The 16,340-nt window shown below is 72.0% G+C and carries 14 protein-coding genes and 1 pseudogene; 10 read left to right on the plus strand and 5 right to left on the minus strand.

Features of this window, described 5'->3' with window-relative positions; translation table 11 throughout:
- Window positions 1-193 precede the first annotated feature (193 nt).
- The 7 genes from HRF36_RS09210 to HRF36_RS09240 all read left to right on the plus strand — a co-directional run bounded on the left by HRF36_RS09210 (window position 194) and on the right by HRF36_RS09240 (window position 8,278).
- Complete coding sequence (locus HRF36_RS09210) at window positions 194-1,321, plus strand: ROK family protein (protein ID WP_371740098.1); 1,128 nt, start codon at window positions 194-196, stop codon at window positions 1,319-1,321.
- A gap of 156 nt (window positions 1,322-1,477) precedes the next feature.
- On the plus strand, window positions 1,478-2,800 hold the full coding sequence (locus HRF36_RS09215) for an extracellular solute-binding protein (RefSeq protein ID WP_173209101.1): 1,323 nt from the start codon (window positions 1,478-1,480) through the stop codon (window positions 2,798-2,800).
- Between the two features lie 95 nt (window positions 2,801-2,895).
- Window positions 2,896-3,900 carry a carbohydrate ABC transporter permease gene (locus HRF36_RS15840; protein ID WP_217271101.1) on the plus strand — a complete coding sequence of 335 codons (1,005 nt, stop codon included), beginning with the start codon at window positions 2,896-2,898 and terminating at the stop codon, window positions 3,898-3,900.
- Complete coding sequence (locus tag HRF36_RS09225; RefSeq protein ID WP_217271102.1) at window positions 3,897-4,790, plus strand: carbohydrate ABC transporter permease; 894 nt, start codon at window positions 3,897-3,899, stop codon at window positions 4,788-4,790. The genes HRF36_RS15840 and HRF36_RS09225 overlap by 4 nt, the downstream gene beginning before the upstream one ends.
- Before the next feature lie 4 nt (window positions 4,791-4,794).
- Window positions 4,795-6,516 carry a beta-N-acetylhexosaminidase gene (locus HRF36_RS09230; protein WP_173209104.1) on the plus strand — a complete coding sequence of 574 codons (1,722 nt, stop codon included), beginning with the start codon at window positions 4,795-4,797 and terminating at the stop codon, window positions 6,514-6,516.
- A gap of 22 nt (window positions 6,517-6,538) precedes the next feature.
- Window positions 6,539-7,324: a glucosamine-6-phosphate deaminase gene (nagB, locus tag HRF36_RS09235; RefSeq protein ID WP_173209106.1), complete on the plus strand. Its 786-nt coding sequence runs from the start codon at window positions 6,539-6,541 to the stop codon at window positions 7,322-7,324.
- Between the two features lie 327 nt (window positions 7,325-7,651).
- Entirely contained in the window at window positions 7,652-8,278 is a 627-nt protein-coding gene (locus HRF36_RS09240; RefSeq protein WP_173209108.1) for an NAD(P)-dependent oxidoreductase, read from the plus strand.
- A 77-nt stretch (window positions 8,279-8,355) separates the two neighbouring features.
- Here HRF36_RS09240 and HRF36_RS09245 read toward each other — a convergent pair whose 3' ends face one another.
- On the minus strand, window positions 8,356-8,760 hold the full coding sequence (locus HRF36_RS09245; RefSeq protein ID WP_173209110.1) for a RidA family protein: 405 nt from the start codon (window positions 8,758-8,760) through the stop codon (window positions 8,356-8,358).
- A 139-nt stretch (window positions 8,761-8,899) separates the two neighbouring features.
- Between HRF36_RS09245 and HRF36_RS09250 the strand changes: the two genes are divergently transcribed.
- Window positions 8,900-10,399, plus strand: coding sequence for an alanine racemase (locus tag HRF36_RS09250; protein WP_173209112.1), 1,500 nt, complete (start codon window positions 8,900-8,902; stop codon window positions 10,397-10,399).
- 103 nt (window positions 10,400-10,502) lie between these two features.
- Here HRF36_RS09250 and HRF36_RS09255 read toward each other — a convergent pair whose 3' ends face one another.
- The 3 genes and pseudogenes from HRF36_RS09255 to HRF36_RS09265 form a co-directional block, all read right to left on the minus strand.
- Window positions 10,503-11,354 carry a hypothetical protein gene (locus HRF36_RS09255; protein ID WP_173209114.1) on the minus strand — a complete coding sequence of 284 codons (852 nt, stop codon included), beginning with the start codon at window positions 11,352-11,354 and terminating at the stop codon, window positions 10,503-10,505.
- A 214-nt stretch (window positions 11,355-11,568) separates the two neighbouring features.
- A pseudogene (locus HRF36_RS09260) lies at window positions 11,569-11,826 on the minus strand (DivIVA domain-containing protein); the annotation flags it as partial.
- Between the two features lie 70 nt (window positions 11,827-11,896).
- A complete protein-coding gene (locus tag HRF36_RS09265; protein ID WP_173209116.1) occupies window positions 11,897-12,793 on the minus strand; it encodes a hypothetical protein in 897 nt (298 codons plus the stop codon).
- A gap of 97 nt (window positions 12,794-12,890) precedes the next feature.
- Between HRF36_RS09265 and HRF36_RS09270 the strand changes: the two genes are divergently transcribed.
- Window positions 12,891-13,559: a response regulator transcription factor gene (locus tag HRF36_RS09270; protein ID WP_173209118.1), complete on the plus strand. Its 669-nt coding sequence runs from the start codon at window positions 12,891-12,893 to the stop codon at window positions 13,557-13,559.
- Entirely contained in the window at window positions 13,556-15,247 is a 1,692-nt protein-coding gene (locus HRF36_RS09275) for a sensor histidine kinase (protein ID WP_371740099.1), read from the plus strand. Before HRF36_RS09270 ends, HRF36_RS09275 begins: the two co-directional genes overlap by 4 nt.
- Window positions 15,248-15,278: 31 nt before the next feature.
- Here HRF36_RS09275 and HRF36_RS09280 read toward each other — a convergent pair whose 3' ends face one another.
- Complete coding sequence (locus HRF36_RS09280) at window positions 15,279-16,259, minus strand: NAD-dependent epimerase/dehydratase family protein (protein WP_173209120.1); 981 nt, start codon at window positions 16,257-16,259, stop codon at window positions 15,279-15,281.
- Window positions 16,260-16,340: the final 81 nt, after the last annotated feature.

The raw sequence follows: 16,340 nt of genomic DNA on the forward strand, positions 1-16,340 counted from the left end.
GTCCGTGATGTTTCGGGTGTTGACCCGCGGTGTTTCGTGTGCGTAAACTCGCCGCCACGCACCTTGACACGTGTTTGTAAGGCCCATTTACTAACGGCACGCCACCACGGCGACGCCACCTCGGCACCGCTGCCGACGGGCCCTCCACCCGGGTCCGAGGTCGGCGACGATGCCGAGAAGAGAGGACGCGCCCGTGACCACCACGACGATCAGCAGGCAGCAGCAGCCGCCCCTCCGCGCACACAACCGCTCGCTCGTCCTCGAGGCGCTCTACCGCGACGGCTCGATGAGTCGGGCCGACCTCGCCCGTCGCTCGGGCTTGACTCGGCCCACGGTCTCGGCCCTCGTCTCCGACCTGATCGACGACGGCATCGCTCGCGAGCTCGGAGTCCGGGACGACGCCCGGGTCGGCAAGCCGGCGACGCTCGTCGGCATCGAGTCGGACGCCTTCCACATCGTCACGGTCGATCTGTCGAGCGCCGAACGTTTCGTCGGGGCCGTCGTCGACCTGCGGGGCGGGGTCGTCGAGCGCGCCAGCGTCGAGCTCGACGGTGCCGTCGGCGAGGCCGCGGTGGGCCTGGTCGAGCGGCTCGTGGACGATCTCGGCTCGCTCACGACGCGTCCGCTGCTCGGGATCGGGGTGGCGACCCCGGGCATCGTCGACCACGAGGGGGTCGTGCGCACCGCCGTCCACCTGGGGTGGTACGACCTCGACCTGAGGTCCCGTCTCTCCGATCACGTCGGGCTGCCCGTCCACGTCGGCAACGACTCGAACGCGGCGGCCGTGGGCATCCGCACCTTCGGCGAGACGACGGGGCAGGCCGCCGCCGGCCAGAGCCTCATGGTGGTCACGATCGACCACGGCGTCGGCGTCGGGCTGGTCGTCGCCGGTGCGCTCGTCGAGGGGGACCAGTTCTCGGCCGGAGAGATCGGGCACGTGACGGTCGACGAGAACGGCGACGTGTGCGCGTGCGGTCGACGCGGTTGCCTGGAAGAGGTCCTGGCGGCCCCGCAACTGAGGTCCCGCCTCCGTCAGCACGACGAGGGGTCGCGGGGCGCCGTCCTGAACGACGCCGGGCGCGCTCTCGGTCTGGTGCTCGCGCCCATCATCAGTGCGCTGAACCTGAACGAGGTCGTGCTGTCGGGCCCCGCCGACCTGGTCGAGGGCGCTCTGTTGCGGGCCGCCCGCGAGACCGTCCGTCAGCGGACGTTGTCGGCCGTCAGCAACGGCCTGATCATGCGCATCGCGGGCAGCGGCACCGACTTGGCCCTGCTGGGCGCCGCGTCGTTCGTGCTGCAGGCCGAACTGGGGCTGACGTGAGCCCGCGGGGCTCCGGCCCGACCACAGACCTCGGGGGACCACCCCCGGAGGCGGCGAGGGCTTCGGCCCGGGCCGCATTCCCGACCCGACGCTTGTGCGAGCGCGGGCCGGGACCACAGCGATGCGGCATCCCCGCTTCGAGAACGAGGAGATGACATGCGAAACCAACGCTACACGGCGGTCGGGGCCCTGGGCCTGGCCGCGGCACTCGCCCTGACCGCCTGCTCGAGCTCGGGCACGGGCGGCAGTTCGTCCGACGAACCCCAGGCCGTGCCCACCACCAAGGGTGACGGCAAGACCCTGACGGTCTGGGTGATGACGGGTGACTACACGCCCGAGACCATCGACGCCATCAACGAGGAGTTCACCGCTCAGACGGGCGCCGACGTCGACGTCCAGATCCAGCAGTGGGACGGCATCACCACCAAGATCAGCACGGCGCTCGCCACCAAGACACCGCCCGACGTGCTCGACCTCGGCAACACGCAGGTCGCCAGCTATGCCGCCAACGGTGCGCTGCTCGACCTGACGTCCTACCGGGACGACCTGGAACAGGGGCAGACCTGGCTGACCGGCCTCGAGGAGCCCGCCACCGTCGACGATTCGCTCTACGCCGTGCCTGGTTTCGCCGGTGCCCGCGCCGTCATCTACAACAAGACGATGTGGGCCGAGGCGGGCGTCACCGAGGCCCCCACCACCTACGACGAGCTCACGGCCGACCTCGACAAGGTGAAGGCCGCCAACACGGCGTCCGACTTCTCGGCGTTCTACCTGCCCGGTCAGTACTGGTACGCGGGCATGCAGTTCGTCTGGGACGCCGGTGGCGAGATCGCCACGTCGAGCGACGGCACCTGGACCGCCGGTCTCGAGAGCAAGGAGGCGCAGCAGGGCCTCGAGGACTTCACCGAGTTCCAGAACGCCTACTCGACCCCTGCCTCGCAGACCCTCGACACCGACGCCCCCGACCAGACGCAGGTCTTCGCCGACGGCAAGACCGCGACGATCCTGCACACGAACGGCTCGATCGACCTGATCCAGAAGGCCAACCCCGCCCTGACCGACGACGACTTCGGCACCTTCCCGATGCCGGGCAAGTCGGGCGAGACGCAGCCCGTCATGCTGGGCGGCTCGGACTGGGGCATCGCCGCGAAGAGCCAGAACACTGACCTCGCCCTGCAGTGGACGAAGATCGCGACGAGCCCCGACATCCAGAACGAGTGGGTGGTCGGCAACGACGGCTGGATCCCCAACAGCGAAGAGGGCATCAAGGCGGCGGGCAGCGTGGTGACGCCCATCCAGAAGGGCTTCTTCGATGCCGCGCTCAACTCGAAGGCCACGCCGGCCAGCGCGAACTGGGCCGCCCTCGAGGGCGACAAGAGCATCAACCAGCTCTTCTCCGCGGTGGTCTCGGGCTCCAAATCGGCCGAGGCCGCGGCCACGTCGTTCGACGAGGCGACCGACAAGGCGCTGAACGACTGACGAGCATCCCGGCGGAGCGTCGCATGACCATCCGATCACGCGACGCTCCCGCCCTCTCGACCCGCACCTCCTTGACTCGAACCGAAAGAGGAACCGTGGCCCTCTCGACAGCCCCCGGTCTCACCGAGACCCCGCCCGGCGCGGCTCCCGATCACCCGGGCGGCGGCAGGCGTCCGAAGGTGGAGCGGCAGGCCCCGGTCCGGCCGGGGAAGAAGCGTCAGCTCGCCCCGCTCTGGCTGCTCTCGCCCGCCGGCATCGTGCTGCTCGCCGTGACCGTCGCGCCCATCGTCTTCTTGGTCTTCACCTCGTTCACGGACTACGACCAGCGGTCGCTCTTCACCGGCGCCTACGACTCGGTCGGGGTGGGGCAGTACACGACGCTGTTGGCCGACACCGACTTCTGGTGGTCCCTCGTCCGCACCCTGGTGTTCACGGCGGCGATGGTCGGAGGCAGCGTGCTGATCGGCACGGGCGTCTCGCACCTGCTCACCCGCCTCGGAGCGCCGATGCGGTACACGGTCACCGTCGTGTTGATCCTCGCCTGGGCCATGCCGAACGTGGCGTCGTCGATCGTCTGGAAATGGCTCTTCCAACCCGGTTACGGCGTCGTCAACTGGCTGCTCACCCAGACCGGCCTGGTCGGCGACATGACCAACGTCGACTGGTCGAACGACGCCGCTCTCGCCTACACGAGCATCTGGATGCTGATCGTCTGGCAGGCCGTTCCGTTCATCGCCCTGACGATGTACGCCGCCGAGACGCAGATCCCGCTCGAGTACAAAGAAGCCGCGCGGCTCGACGGCGCGAGCGAGTGGCGCGTCTACCGGACCGTCACCCTGGTGTTCCTCAAGCCGACGCTGCTGCTGATCACGATCTTGTCGATCATCTGGGACTTCAACGTCTTCAACCAGATCTGGCTCGTCTCGGCCGGTGGGCCCGACGACGCCACCTCGACTCTCGGCGTCTTCACCTACGTCACCGCCTTCGTCGGTTTCGACATCGGGCAGGGCGCCGCCATCTCGGTGGTCACCACCCTGCTGCTCGTCGTGCTGACCGCGTTCTACGTCCGCAACCTCGTCCGATCCGGAGAAGACCTGTGACCACGACCGCACCCACCGGCGTCGGCACCACGACGACCGAGACCGTCGCCCGCCCGACCCGTCGCCGCCGGAAGCCCCGCTGGGTCAGCAACGCGATCGCGATCGTCTTCAGCCTGGTCTGGCTGTTCCCCGTCTACTGGATGGTGAACACGGCCTTCAAGCCGCGCCCCGAGGTCATGACGTCGACCCCGCTCTTCTGGCCGCAGAACCCGACCTTCGACAACTTCGTCGTCGCGGTCACGCAGTCCGACTTCTTCACGAACCTGCGCAACAGCGTGATCGTCGTGGTCGGGGCCGTCGTCTTCTCGATCGTGCTCGGTCTCTTCGCCTCGGCCGCCCTGTCGCGGTTCCGGTTCCGAGGGCGTCGCACGATCATGGTGTTCATCCTGATCGTGCAGATGCTGCCGGCGACGGCGCTGCTGATCCCGCAGTTCTTGATCTTCAACAGCCTCGGGCTGCTCGGCACCTACGGCGGGCTCATCCTGGCGTACGTCGCGGCGACGTTGCCGTTCTCCATCTGGGTGATGCGCGGGTTCTTCCTGGCGATCCCGGTCGAGGTCGAGGAGGCCGCTCAGCTCGACGGAGCGAGCACCTGGCAGGTGCTGACGCGCATCATGTTCCCGCTCGTGCTGCCCGGCATGATCGCGACGAGCATCTTCGCCTTCATCGCCGCCTGGAACGACTACCTCGTGGCCTACACGTTCATGAAGGACCAGTCGATGTACACGCTGCCGGTCTGGTTGGCCTCGTTCAGCACGCCGACCAGCGGCACCGACTTCGGCGGGCAGATGGCGGCCTCGGTGCTGTTCTCGTTGCCCGTCGTCGTCTTCTTCATGATCATCCAACGCAACCTGGTGACCGGCATGTCCGCCGGCGCCGTGAAGGGCTGACCCCGTGACGACCCCATCCTCCACCCGCTCGATCACCGCACCGACCGGCACCGTGACCCCCGAGACCGCACCGGTCGCGATCGTCCCGCGCCCCGCCCGGCTGACCCGCTCCTCCGGGGCGTTCCGCCTCGACTCGGCGACACGGGTCTCGGCGCCCGACGAGCTCGCCGGTGTCGTCGCCTGGTTGCAGCAGGCGTTGCGACCGGCGACCGGGTTGCCGCTGCGCGAGGGCAGTGCCGACGGCACCGGCATCTCGTTCGATCTCGACGACTCGCTCGGGGCCGAGGCCTACCGGCTGGAGGCGCGACCCGCCGGAGTGCGCATCACCGGGGGCGACGTGGCCGGCGCGTTCCACGGGGCGCAGGTGTTGCGTCAGCTGCTGCCCGCCGCCGTGTACCGGACGGCCCTCGTGACCGGGGTCGACTGGGTCGTGCCCGCCGTCGACGTCGAGGACCGTCCGCGGTTCGGATGGCGGGGGACCCACCTCGACGTCGCCCGGCACTTCCTGCCGAAGCACGACGTGCTGCGGTTCGTCGACCTGATGGCGCTGCACCGGTTGAACACGCTGCACTGGCACCTCACCGAGGACCAGGGCTGGCGCATCGAGATCACGAAGTACCCGCGCCTGACCTCGGTCGGCGCCTGGCGGGGGTCGTCGCAGGTGGGGGCCGGACCGGACGCCACACAGGACGGTCGGCCACACGGCGGCTTCTACACACAGGACGACATCCGCGAGGTCGTCGCCTACGCCGCCGCCCGCCACATCACGGTCGTGCCCGAGGTCGACGTGCCCGGCCACTCGATGGCAGCGATCACGGCGTACCCGCACCTGGGCGTCGGCGCCGTCGAGGTCGGCGGTGCAGCCGTGGCGGAGCCGAGGCAGATCGCCGTCGGCACCGAGTGGGGCATCTTCGAGGACGTCCTCAACACCGAGCTGTCGACCGTCGAGTTCTACACCGACGTGCTCGACGAGGTGATGGAGCTCTTCCCGGGCACCTGGATCGGCATCGGCGGAGACGAGTGCCCGAAGGCCCAGTGGCAGGCCGACCCCCGCACGCAAGAGCTCATGCGCGAGCGGGGCCTCGCCGACGAGGAGGAGCTGCAGGCGTGGTTCATCGGACGGCTGGACGCCCACCTGGCCGCGGCCGGGCGCCGCACCTTCGGCTGGGACGAGATCCTCGAGGGGAACGGCACGATGTCGCCCGGCGCGACGGTCGCGTCGTGGCGCGGCATGACGGGTGCCGTCACGGCGGCACGGCGCGGGTACGACGTCGTCGCCTGCCCGGACGACCAGGTCTACCTCGACTACCGGCAGTCCGAGGGGCCGGACGAGCCGATCCCCGTGTCGATCCCGCTCACCCTCGCCGACGTCTACGCCTTCGAGCCGGTGCCCCCTCAGCTGACCGAGGACGAGTCGCGCCACGTGCTCGGCGGTCAGGCCAACATCTGGACCGAGCACATGGACTCGCCCCGCACCGTGGACTTCTTCGCCTTCCCACGGCTGTGCGCCGTGGCCGAGGCGCTGTGGACCACCGAACCGCGGGACTTCGACGACTTCTTCACACGCCTCGCCGTGCACCTCGATCGCCTCGACGCGATCGGCGTCGAGTACCGACACGAGTCGGGGCCGCTACCGTGGCAGCGGCGTCCGGGCGTGCCCGGGCGGCCGGCCTCGCGAGAAGAACGCGAGGCGTACATCGCGTCGGTCGTGGCCAACATCAGCTGACGCCTCGGCAGCAAGGAGCACCATGGAGATCATCATCGTCCGCGACGCCGACGAGGTCGGTCGTGTCGCCGCCCTCAAGATCGCGTCGGTCGTCCAGCGCCGGCCCGAGGCCGTGCTGGGCCTCGCGACCGGGTCGTCACCGACCGGCATCTACGCCTCGCTCGCGGCCCGGGTCGCGGCGGGCGAGCTCGACTTCTCCCGCGCCTCCGGGTTCGCCCTCGACGAGTACGTGGGCATCCCGCTCGAGCACCCCGAGAGCTACGCCTCGGTGATCCACCGCGACGTCGTCGTGCCGCTGGGCATGGACGCGTCGAGGGTCCACGTGCCCGACGGGCGGGCGGCCGACGTCGAGGCCGCGGTCGTCGACTACGAGCAGGCGATCGTCGCGGCAGGGGGCATCGACATCCAGATCCTCGGCATCGGTGCGAACGGGCACATCGGGTTCAACGAGCCCACCTCGTCGTTCGCGTCGCGCACGCGCATCAAGACGCTCGCGCCGCAGACCCGGGCCGACAACGCCCGCTTCTTCGACGACCCGTCGCAGGTGCCCACCCACTGCCTGACCCAGGGTCTCGGCACGATCCTCGACGCGCACGAGGTCGTGCTCGTGGCCCAGGGGGCGGCCAAGGCGTCGGCCGTGGCCGGCATGGTCGAGGGGCCGCTCGGCGCGATGTGCCCGGGCAGCGCACTGCAGATGCACCGGCACGCCACCGTCGTCGTCGACGAGGCCGCCGCGTCCGAGCTGCAGCTGGCCGACTACTACCGCTACACCTACGCCAACAAGCCCGAGTGGCAGCGCTTCGAGTAGCGCACCCGTGACGGTGCTCTCGTGACGGTGCTCGTGACGGCGGCCGGGTGCGCGTGACGACGCCGGTGTCCTCGGCAGGGCGGGAGGCACGCTCGGCGTCGACCCCGGGCCCCCCGCCGACGCGTGCACATCGCGACAGTCGACGGGCGACACGCCGCCTCGGCGCGAAGGTGAGCGGCGTGCCGGCCTACAGATGTCGCGATTTGCACACGTTTGGGGTGCTGGGTGGTCGGGTTCGGTCCGGGGGCGGGGGCGGGGGCTGTTCAGACGACTCTCGGCCCGGTCTTGGGTGAGCGGTGTTCGCTTTCCTGAACGACAGGAGGCGCGATGAAGGTTCTGGTGCTGGGAGCGACCGGGGGCACGGGCTCACACGTTCTGCGGGTCGCCCAGTCGGCGGGGCACGAGGTGATGGTGCTCGTCCGGGACGCGTCCGCCCTCGACGTGACCGACGGCGTCCGGGTGCTCACCGGGGACGCGACCTCGGCCGAGGACGTCCGCGCCGCGGTGGTGGGACAGGGCGCCGTGCTCAACGCGGTCGGCTCGCGGAACATCCGGCACCCGATCGAGGTCGAGGTCGGCCGGGCCCTGCTGCCGGCGATGCATGACGCGGGGGTCGATCGCCTCGTCGTCTGTTCTGCCTTCGGCGTCGGCGACAGCCAGGCCGACGCGAACACCTTGCAGAGAGTGTTCTTCCACACCGTGCTCGGCAAGGTGTACGCCGCCAAGGAGGTCGCCGACGCCGAGGTGCGCGCGAGCGGTCTCGACTGGACGCTGGTCTACCCGACGCGCCTCACCGACGAACCGGCGACCGGGTCGCTCGCCACGGGGGAGCGGCTGCCCGGGGGTGCGGGCATCCACGTCACCCGAGCCGACGTGGCCCGCTTCATGCTGGCCCAGCTGACCGACGCGACGTGGTCACGGAAGACCGTGGTCGTGACGGGCGCGGCCGACTGAGCCCGCGCCTCCTGCGGTGGTGTCGTCGCGTTCGACGTCCGGCCGGGAGGCAGGTCGGGTTGCCGGGCTGCCGGGCGTCAGGTGAGGATGGCCAGCGCGTCGATCTCGACGAGCATGGCCTCGTTCGGCAGTTCGACGAAGACCGTCGTGCGGGTGGGGAACACGCCGCTCGGGACGTTCTGCAGGAGGTAGGTCTCGTACGCGGCGTTCATCTCGGCGAAGTCGTCGCGCGTGGTCAGGAAGACCCGCAGCGAGACGACGTCGTCGAAGGTGCCGCCGGCGCCCTCGACGATCGCCTTGACGTTGTCGAGGGTGCGGACGGTCTGCGACGTGAGGTCGCCGGGATGCAGGTACTCGCTCGTGGCGGGGTCTTGCGGGCCCTGACCGGAGACACTGAGGAAGCCGTTCTTGAGCACGCCCTGCGAGAAGGTCGAGATGGGGGTGGGGGCGCCGCCGGTGCGGACTTCGGTCTTCTCGCTCACAGGTCTGCTCTTCTCTGATCGATGGTCGATGCGCCCGACGTGATGTGTCGTGTGTCGGGGGTGACTGCAAAGCTACCGTCAGGCACCGACACACGGCCTGACCGCAGCACGTCCCCGAACCGCCCCGTCGGAAGGCACCATGACCACGTCATCCTGGACCCCGTCCGCCCCCGGCCTCACCTCGGCCACCAAGGTCGGCTTCGGTCGTGAACCGCGCCCCGTCCCGCTGATCGACCTCGCGACCCCGCTGCTGACGATCGACCTCGACGCCCTCGACCACAACGTCGGCACCATGGCGGCCTGGTGTCGCGAGGCCGGGGTCGACCTGGCGCCGCACGGCAAGACGACCATGGCGCCCGAGATCTGGCGACGGCAGCTCGACGCCGGGGCGTGGGGCATCACGCTCGCGACGGCGTTCCAGGTCGCCGTGGCGCGCGAGGCCGGGGTGCCGACTGTCGTCATGGCGGGCACCGCGTTCGCGCCCGCGACCCTGGCGGCGCTCGCCGCCCCCGGGGTCGACGTGCTCATGTGGGTCGACTCGGTCGAGACCGTGCGGCTCGTCGACGCCGCCCTGGCGCGGGCCGAGGCCGACCGTCCGCTCGCCGTGCTGGTCGAGTTCGGGTCGCCGCTCGGTCGGACCGGGGCCCGATCGGTGCGCGAGGCCCTGCTCGTCGTCGAGGCCGTGACGGCCGCACCGCACCTCGTCCTGGCCGGCGTCGCCGGATACGAGGGCGCCCTCACGCACGACGTCGATCCCGCCGGCATCGCCGTCGTCGACGACTACCTGCGGGGCCTCCTCGAGGTGTTCGACGGCATCGACGGCCCGGCCTTCGATCCGTGGCTGTCGTCCGGCCACGACGTGGTGGTGAGCGCCGGCGGCAGCGTCTACTTCGACCGCGTCGTGGCGGTGCTCGGTGGCCGCCACGACCCCTCGGGCCTGCAAGGGCCACGGACCCGTGTCGTGCTGCGGTCGGGTTCGTACGTCGCCCACGACCACGACCTCTACCGACGGCTGACACCGTTCGCCCGCGACACCGTGCCGACCACCGCAGGAGGCGCGGCCGGCACGGACGCAGACGTCACGGTGGTCGTCGGCGACGGTTCCGCCGGCACGGCGGCCGATCGTGAGATGGGTGGCCCCACAGACGGCGAGCTGACCGGGCTCGACGGCGCGGCCGAGGGTTTCGGGCCCGAACGGTCGAGCGGGGTGCGGGCGGGGGCGTCGGGCGAGGGGGCGGCCGGGGCCGCGTCCGGCCCGTCGTTCCTGCCGGCCCTCGAGCTGTGGGCCTCCGTGGTGTCGCGCCCCGAGCCGGGCCTGGCCTTGCTCAACGTCGGGCGGCGTGACACGTCCGACGACGAGGGCTTGCCGGTGCCCCTCGAGGCGTGGCGTCCGCAGGCGGCCGACCGGCGCCTCCCCGGGGTGCTCGACGGGTCGCACGTGTCGGCGCTCAACGACCAGCACGCCTTCCTCCGGCTCGATCCGTCGTCGGGGCTGCAGGTCGGCGACCTGGTCCGTCTCGGCGTCTCGCACCCCTGCACCACGATCGACAAGTGGAACGAGATCGCCACGGTGCGGGGTGCGGCCGACCGCCGCGGTGTGCCGCCCGTGGTCGAGGGCGGCATCACCACGCGGTTCTGACCGGCAGAGGGCGGTTCTTGACCGACACAGGGCGGTTGTGACCGGCACGGAGCGGTTCTGCCCGGTGCCGGGCGCCTCCGGCCGGCCGGTCGCGACCGGCGACCTACGAGCCCGAGCCGTCCTCGGTGCCGGGGGTGGGCGTCGGTGCGTCCGCCGGAGGGGTGGGCGCGTCGGTCGGCGGGGCGGGGCGGTCGGAGTCGTCCTCGGTGTCGCCGGAGTCCGTCTTCGGGCCGCCCTTCTCGGGGCCGTGGCCGTGGCCCGGGCCACCCTTCGGGCCACCCGCCGCCGGGCCACCCGCCGCGGGGCCACCGTCGGCAGGACCGCCCTCGGGCGCGTCGGGCAGGGCCTTCCCGTCGGGGCCGGTGCCCGGGGTCGGCAGGGCCTTCCCGTCGGGGCCGGTGCCCTCGGCAGGAGCGTCTCCGTCCGAGTCGTCGCCCGCGGCCGGCGGGGTCGGCGCGTCGGTGGGCGCACCGGTGGCACCCTCGTCGGAGCCTCGTCCTCCGGGGCCCTGTCGTGAGTCGTCGCCCTGGTTCGCGCCGTCGTCCTGGCCCGGCGTGGCGCTCGCGGAGGCGCTGGTCGAGCCCCCGGCGTTCGACACGGCGACCGCGGTGCTCGTGCCGACCAGGGCGAGTCCGGCCGCGGCGATGCCGATGCCGACGAGCAGGCGCTTCGTGGGTCGGCGGCGGGTGGCCGTCCCCCCGGTGCCTGCGGTGGTGTCGGCTCGGAACGCGCTGCCCTCGGCGGGCAAATCGCGGGTGCGCTGGTCGTCGGCGACGATCGGCGTGGTCGGGGCCGTCGGCTGACCGGGTGCCGCGGCAGGCAGCTCGGTGGTGGCGCGGGCGTCCTCGTCCTCGTCCTCGCGGCGCAGCCGTTCGGCCCAGGCATCGTCCTGCGCGGGGCTGTGCTCGTCGCGACGGCCGTCGTCGCGGCCGTCGGGGGTGGTGTCCTTCGCCATGGTGTCTCCAGATGTCGGGTGCCGGGCGAGCCGCGATGCGGCTGGCGGTCGGGGCGTTCCCGCCGGCACACACCACTCTCGGAACCGAATCTGAAGCGGGGCTTAAGTCACGTCGGCCCCGGCCGCTGCCGCCACCGGGGCACGGAGCGACGCGTCCGGGCCCCCGTACCGCCAGCCGACGGTCGGAAGGTCAGCGGCCTCCGGTCGATTCGTGCCGCCGCAGCGCGGCGACGACCTGGTCCAGGAAGTCGTCGACCTCGTCCTGGTCGTAGCCCTCCTTGAACTTCGTCGGTCGGAAGCGTGAGTCGACGACGTCGACGGCCGTCAGGACGCCGGAGGCCGTCCCCTGCTCGTAGGCCGCGAGAGTCGTCCGGATGCGTTCGAGGAACGCGTCCACGTCGTCCATCGCGTACCCGCCACGGAATCGGACCGGGGTGAACCCCTTCTCGGTCACGTCTCGTGCGAACACCATGCCCCCTGTCTCCCGGCCGGTTCGTCACGGCCGAGCTCCCCGATCTTTCCACGGACCGAGGCCCGCGGGGTCAGAGGGTGGTGCTCCCGGACGTCGGCGTCGGGTCGGACTCGCGTGCCTCCAGCAGGATCGTGCGCAGTCGTCGAGCGAGCTCCGCGGCCACGACGCGATCGACGCGATCTGCCGCATGCCCCTCGGTCGATGCTTCGACGGCGCCCGTCACGGCCTCGAGCTGGTCGAGCGGCACGACGAACCACGGGTCTCGGGTGACGTCGACGTCGACATCGCCACCTCCGGCGTCCTGCTCGAGCGCCCAGGCGGTCCACGCGATGCGTCGTGCACCGACGGCAGCGGTGCTCGCCGGGTCGGGCCGGGGTGCAGGCGCATCGCGGGCGGCACGGGCGGCCCGACGCGACCAGGCGAGCGCGTCCGGCGCGGCGAAGCCGATCTCCCTGGCCGGGTCAGGGGCACCGGAGTCCTCGGCGTTCGCCTGCAGCGCGGCCGACATCATCAGGAGGTCCTGGGTGGAGAACGCCACGACGATCTCTCTCTTCGGGCCGATCGGGCCGTCGCCTCGGTCGTCGACGAGCAGGTGCTCGAGGGTCTCGTCGGCGTCGACTCGACGGAGGACCGGGACGACCCGGTCGACCCAGGCGTGGCGGCGCCGGGAAACGACAGGGGCGACATGCGGGTCCCGGGGGATCGGAGCCTGCCGCCGCTGGAACGGCCAGAGGCTCGGAGACCTGTGGCCGCCCGGGGTGCCTCCAGGAGGATCGTCGCGCTCGGCGATGACGAGCAAGAACAACCAGAGGGCGACCAGGAAGAGCCCGAACGAGACGAACCCGACGGTCAGGGAGGCCGAAGGCCACCGGGCCGAGACGGGCACACCGAGCCAGACCGACGACAGGGACAGCCCCAGCAGGACGCCGCCGGCGACGAGCTGGCGGCGTCGACGCGGTGTCCCCATGGGCCGACCCTAGCGGGAGCCGTTCCGGCCGCGACACACACCCGCCACCCAGCCGGCCCATAGCCTCCGCCCACCGGCCGCACCTACCGTGCGAAGAATGCTCAGCCCCGCCCGTGTCCTCGTGATCGACGACGACGAGACCATCCGCACCGCCGTCGTCGCCGCGCTCGGTGCCGAGGGCTTCGCCGTGCACGGCCTGGCCGACGGGTCCGACCTGCCGGATCAGCTCAAGGCCTTCGTGCCCGACCTGGTCGTGCTCGACTGGATGCTGCCCGGGGCCAGCGGCATCCGCCTGGCGGGCACGATCCGCACCTCGTCCGACGCGGCGGTCGTCATGCTCACCGCCCGCGACGAGGTCGACGACCGGCTCCGTGGTTTCTCCGAGGGCGTCGACGACTACGTGGTGAAACCCTTCGCCGTCGCCGAGCTGATCGCGCGGGTCACGGCCGTCCTGCGTCGCCGCGGTCGCATCCCCTCGGTGATCGAGATCGGTGACCTCGTTCTCGACCCCGAAGCGGCCCGCATCACGCGCGGCGGCGAATCCCTCGACCTCACGGCGACCGAGTTCCGTCTGCTCGGGTTCCTCGCCGAGAGCCGTGGGCGCACCGTCTCGAAGACCCAGATCCTCACGCAGGTCTGGGGCTACGACGACTACGACCCCAACCTCGTCGAGGTGCACCTCAGCGCCCTCCGCCGCAAGATGGAGATCCGCGGCCCCCGCCTGATCCACACCGTCCGCGGCCTCGGCTACCGGATGAGCGCGTGATCCGCCGCCGCCGAGCCTCCCTGTCGACGGGCGATCCGCTCCGCCTCCACGGCGGGGCGGGCCAGCCCCGAGGAGGCGCGGCGCCGGTCCCCGAGGCCACCGCCCCCGGGCTGCGCACCGGCTCGTTGCGCCTCCGCACGGTCGTCGCCGTGCTGCTGCTGCTGGCCGTCCTGCTGGCCGCGCTCGCCGTGACGGTCGAGCTCACCCTCGGCCAGCGCCTCCGCGCCCAGGTCGTCGACCGGCTGTCCGACCGCGCCGCGGCCGCCGCTGCCCTGGTCGGCACGGTGGACGGCGACGAGCTCGCCGACCGGCTCTCGGCCCAGGGGCTCTCGGTCGTCATCCGCGACGCGAACGGCGACGCCATCGTCGCCGGCCCGAGCCCCGACGAGCTGCGCGACGGTCCGCCCTCGCTCGGCGATGGCCCCGGGCGCGGCGGCCCGGCCTCGGGCCTCGACGGCGGACGAGGAGGCGCGGGTACCGACGCCCAGGACGGCACCGGCACCGGCGCGACCGGCACCGACTCCCCGACCGGCACCGACTCCGGGGACGCGACCGGCGCCTCCTCGTCCGAGGCGGTCACGGTCAGCTCCTCCGAGGTGCGGAGCGACGACGAGGTGACCACGCTCGTGTCGCAGCTGAGCGACGGGTCGACGATCACCCTGACCACGGACTCGCGCTCGGTGGGCGAGACCCTGGTGCAGCTGCGCTGGGTGATGATCGGCGCCTCCGCGGCGTTCCTGTCGATCGCCGCCGTCGGCCTCGCCCTCGTGGTGCGGGCGACCCTGCGGCCGCTCGACCGGATGACGAGCGTCGCCAGGTCGATCGCGCACGGCGACCGCGGCCGCCGTCTGCGACCGGCGCGACGCGACACCGAGATCGGGCGGGTCGCCCTCGCCTTCGACGAAATGCTCGACGGCGTCGAGGGCGCCGAGCGGACGGCCCTCGATGCCGAGATGCGCGTGCGGGCCTTCGTCTCGGACGCCGCGCATGAACTGCGCACCCCCGTGGCCGGGATGCGTGCCGCGGCCGACACCCTCGTGCGGTCGCCCGGCACGGCCGACGAACGGGAGCGTCTCGCGGCGCACGTGGTGCGCGAGGCCGGGCGCGCCTCCCGGTTGATCGACGACATGCTGCTGATGGCCCGCGTCGACCAGGGGCTCTCGCTCGACGTCGCCCCCGTCGACCTCGGGGCGTCGCTGCTCGCCGACGTCGAACGCCAGCGGCTGCGGCGGCCGTCGCTCGACCTGCGCGTCGTGCTGCCCGACGGGCCGGTCGTGGTCGCCGCCGACGCGGGCCGGGTCTCGCAGATCGTCGGCAACCTGGTCGACAACGCGGCCCGGGCGACGGGTGGCGCGGGGCAGGTGACGCTCTGGCTCGACGCGTCCCGGGCCGACCAGGTCGCGGTGCTGGTCTCGGACGACGGCCCGGGAGTGCCCGCCGCCGACCGGGAGCGCATCTTCGACCGGCTGGTTCGACTCGACGAGGCCCGTCGATCCGGGGACGGAGGCGCGGGCCTGGGACTGCCCATCGCCCGCGGACTCGCCCGCGCCCACGGCGGCGACCTGTTCTGCGAGCAGCCTGGGCCGGGTCGCTCGGGCGCGGTCTTCCGGCTGCTCCTGCCCGCGTCCCCGAGCACACCGTCGTCGCACCACCGGCTGAGCGAGACACCATCGACAAGCGTGGTGTGATGCTCAGGACGTGGTGCGACGCGCGTCGCAGCTAGAGGGCGATGAGCCGTTCGTAGGCGTCGTCGACCCAGGGGTCGACCGTGCGGCGCGAGGCGTCGGCATCGTGCCAGGCGACGATCTGGCGGGCTCCCTCGGCGAAGGGGGTCCGCGCCTCCCAGCCGGGCACCAGCGCGCGGATCTTCGAGGTGTCGAACACGGCCGGGTGGCTGCGGTCACCGCAGAGGTCGGCCGTCCACTCGGGGACGGCGTCGGTGAGGACCTGCGTCGTGCGGTGGACGACGTGCAGCGACGCCCCGGCGGCGTCGGCCAGGTCGCGCGCGATCATGTTCCAGGTGAGCAGCTCGGGCGACATGATGTGGAACGCCTCGCCCAGGGCGCCGGGGTGGCCGAGCAGGCCGACGAAGGCCCGTGCGAAGTCCGCCGAGTGGGTCAGGGCCCAGAGCGAGGTGCCGTCGCCGTGCAGGACGACGGGGTCGCCGCGTCGCATGCGCTCGATCGTCGTCCAGCCGCCGAGCAACGGCACGTGGGTCTCGTCGTAGGTGTGCGAGGGCCGGACGACCGTCGCCTGCACCCGCCCCGCGAGGTGCTCGTCGCGCAGCAGGCGTTCGCAGGCGATCTTGTCGCGCGAGTACGACCACCACGGGTTGAACAGCGGCGTCGCCTCGGTGATCGGCAACGAGACCGGGGGCTTCTGGTACGCCGAGGCCGAGCCGATGAACACGTACTGGTCGGTCAGCGGGGCCACGACCCGCAGCATCGACGCGAGCTGGTCGGGCGTGAAGGTCAGGAAGTCGGCGACGGAGTCGAAGCGGCGTCCGTTCAGGGCGGCGACCAGCGCCTCCTCGTCCCGGACGTCGGCCACGAGCTGCTCGACACCTGCGGGCACGGGCCGGATCGTGGTGCTGCCGCGGTTCACCACGGTCACGGCCACGCCGTCACGCAGGGCCTGCCGTACGACCGAGGCGCTGATCTGCCCGGTGCCGCCGATCACGAGGAGGGACGTCGATGTCATCCCTCCACTGTGCACCTCCGCGACCGGGCAGGGTCGTCCACGGGCTTCGGAGTCGGGTGGGAGGCGCCGTGCGCGACCTCT

The organism is Frigoribacterium sp. VKM Ac-2836 (assembly GCF_013248995.1).
Taxonomy (GTDB): Bacteria; Actinomycetota; Actinomycetes; order Actinomycetales; family Microbacteriaceae; genus Frigoribacterium.

Excerpts from the sequence above, each read along its gene's own strand:
- HRF36_RS09255 (WP_173209114.1), bottom strand. The coding sequence starts at position 11,354 with ATGGCGAAGGACACCACCCCCGACGGCCGCGACGACGGCCGTCGCGAC.
- HRF36_RS09240 (WP_173209108.1), top strand. The coding sequence starts at position 7,652 with ATGAAGGTTCTGGTGCTGGGAGCGACCGGGGGCACGGGCTCACACGTT.
- HRF36_RS09270 (WP_173209118.1), top strand. The coding sequence starts at position 12,891 with ATGCTCAGCCCCGCCCGTGTCCTCGTGATCGACGACGACGAGACCATC.
- HRF36_RS09280 (WP_173209120.1), bottom strand. The coding sequence starts at position 16,259 with ATGACATCGACGTCCCTCCTCGTGATCGGCGGCACCGGGCAGATCAGC.
- HRF36_RS09215 (WP_173209101.1), top strand. The coding sequence starts at position 1,478 with ATGCGAAACCAACGCTACACGGCGGTCGGGGCCCTGGGCCTGGCCGCG.
- HRF36_RS09250 (WP_173209112.1), top strand. The coding sequence starts at position 8,900 with ATGACCACGTCATCCTGGACCCCGTCCGCCCCCGGCCTCACCTCGGCC.
- HRF36_RS09265 (WP_173209116.1), bottom strand. The coding sequence starts at position 12,793 with ATGGGGACACCGCGTCGACGCCGCCAGCTCGTCGCCGGCGGCGTCCTG.
- nagB (WP_173209106.1), top strand. The coding sequence starts at position 6,539 with ATGGAGATCATCATCGTCCGCGACGCCGACGAGGTCGGTCGTGTCGCC.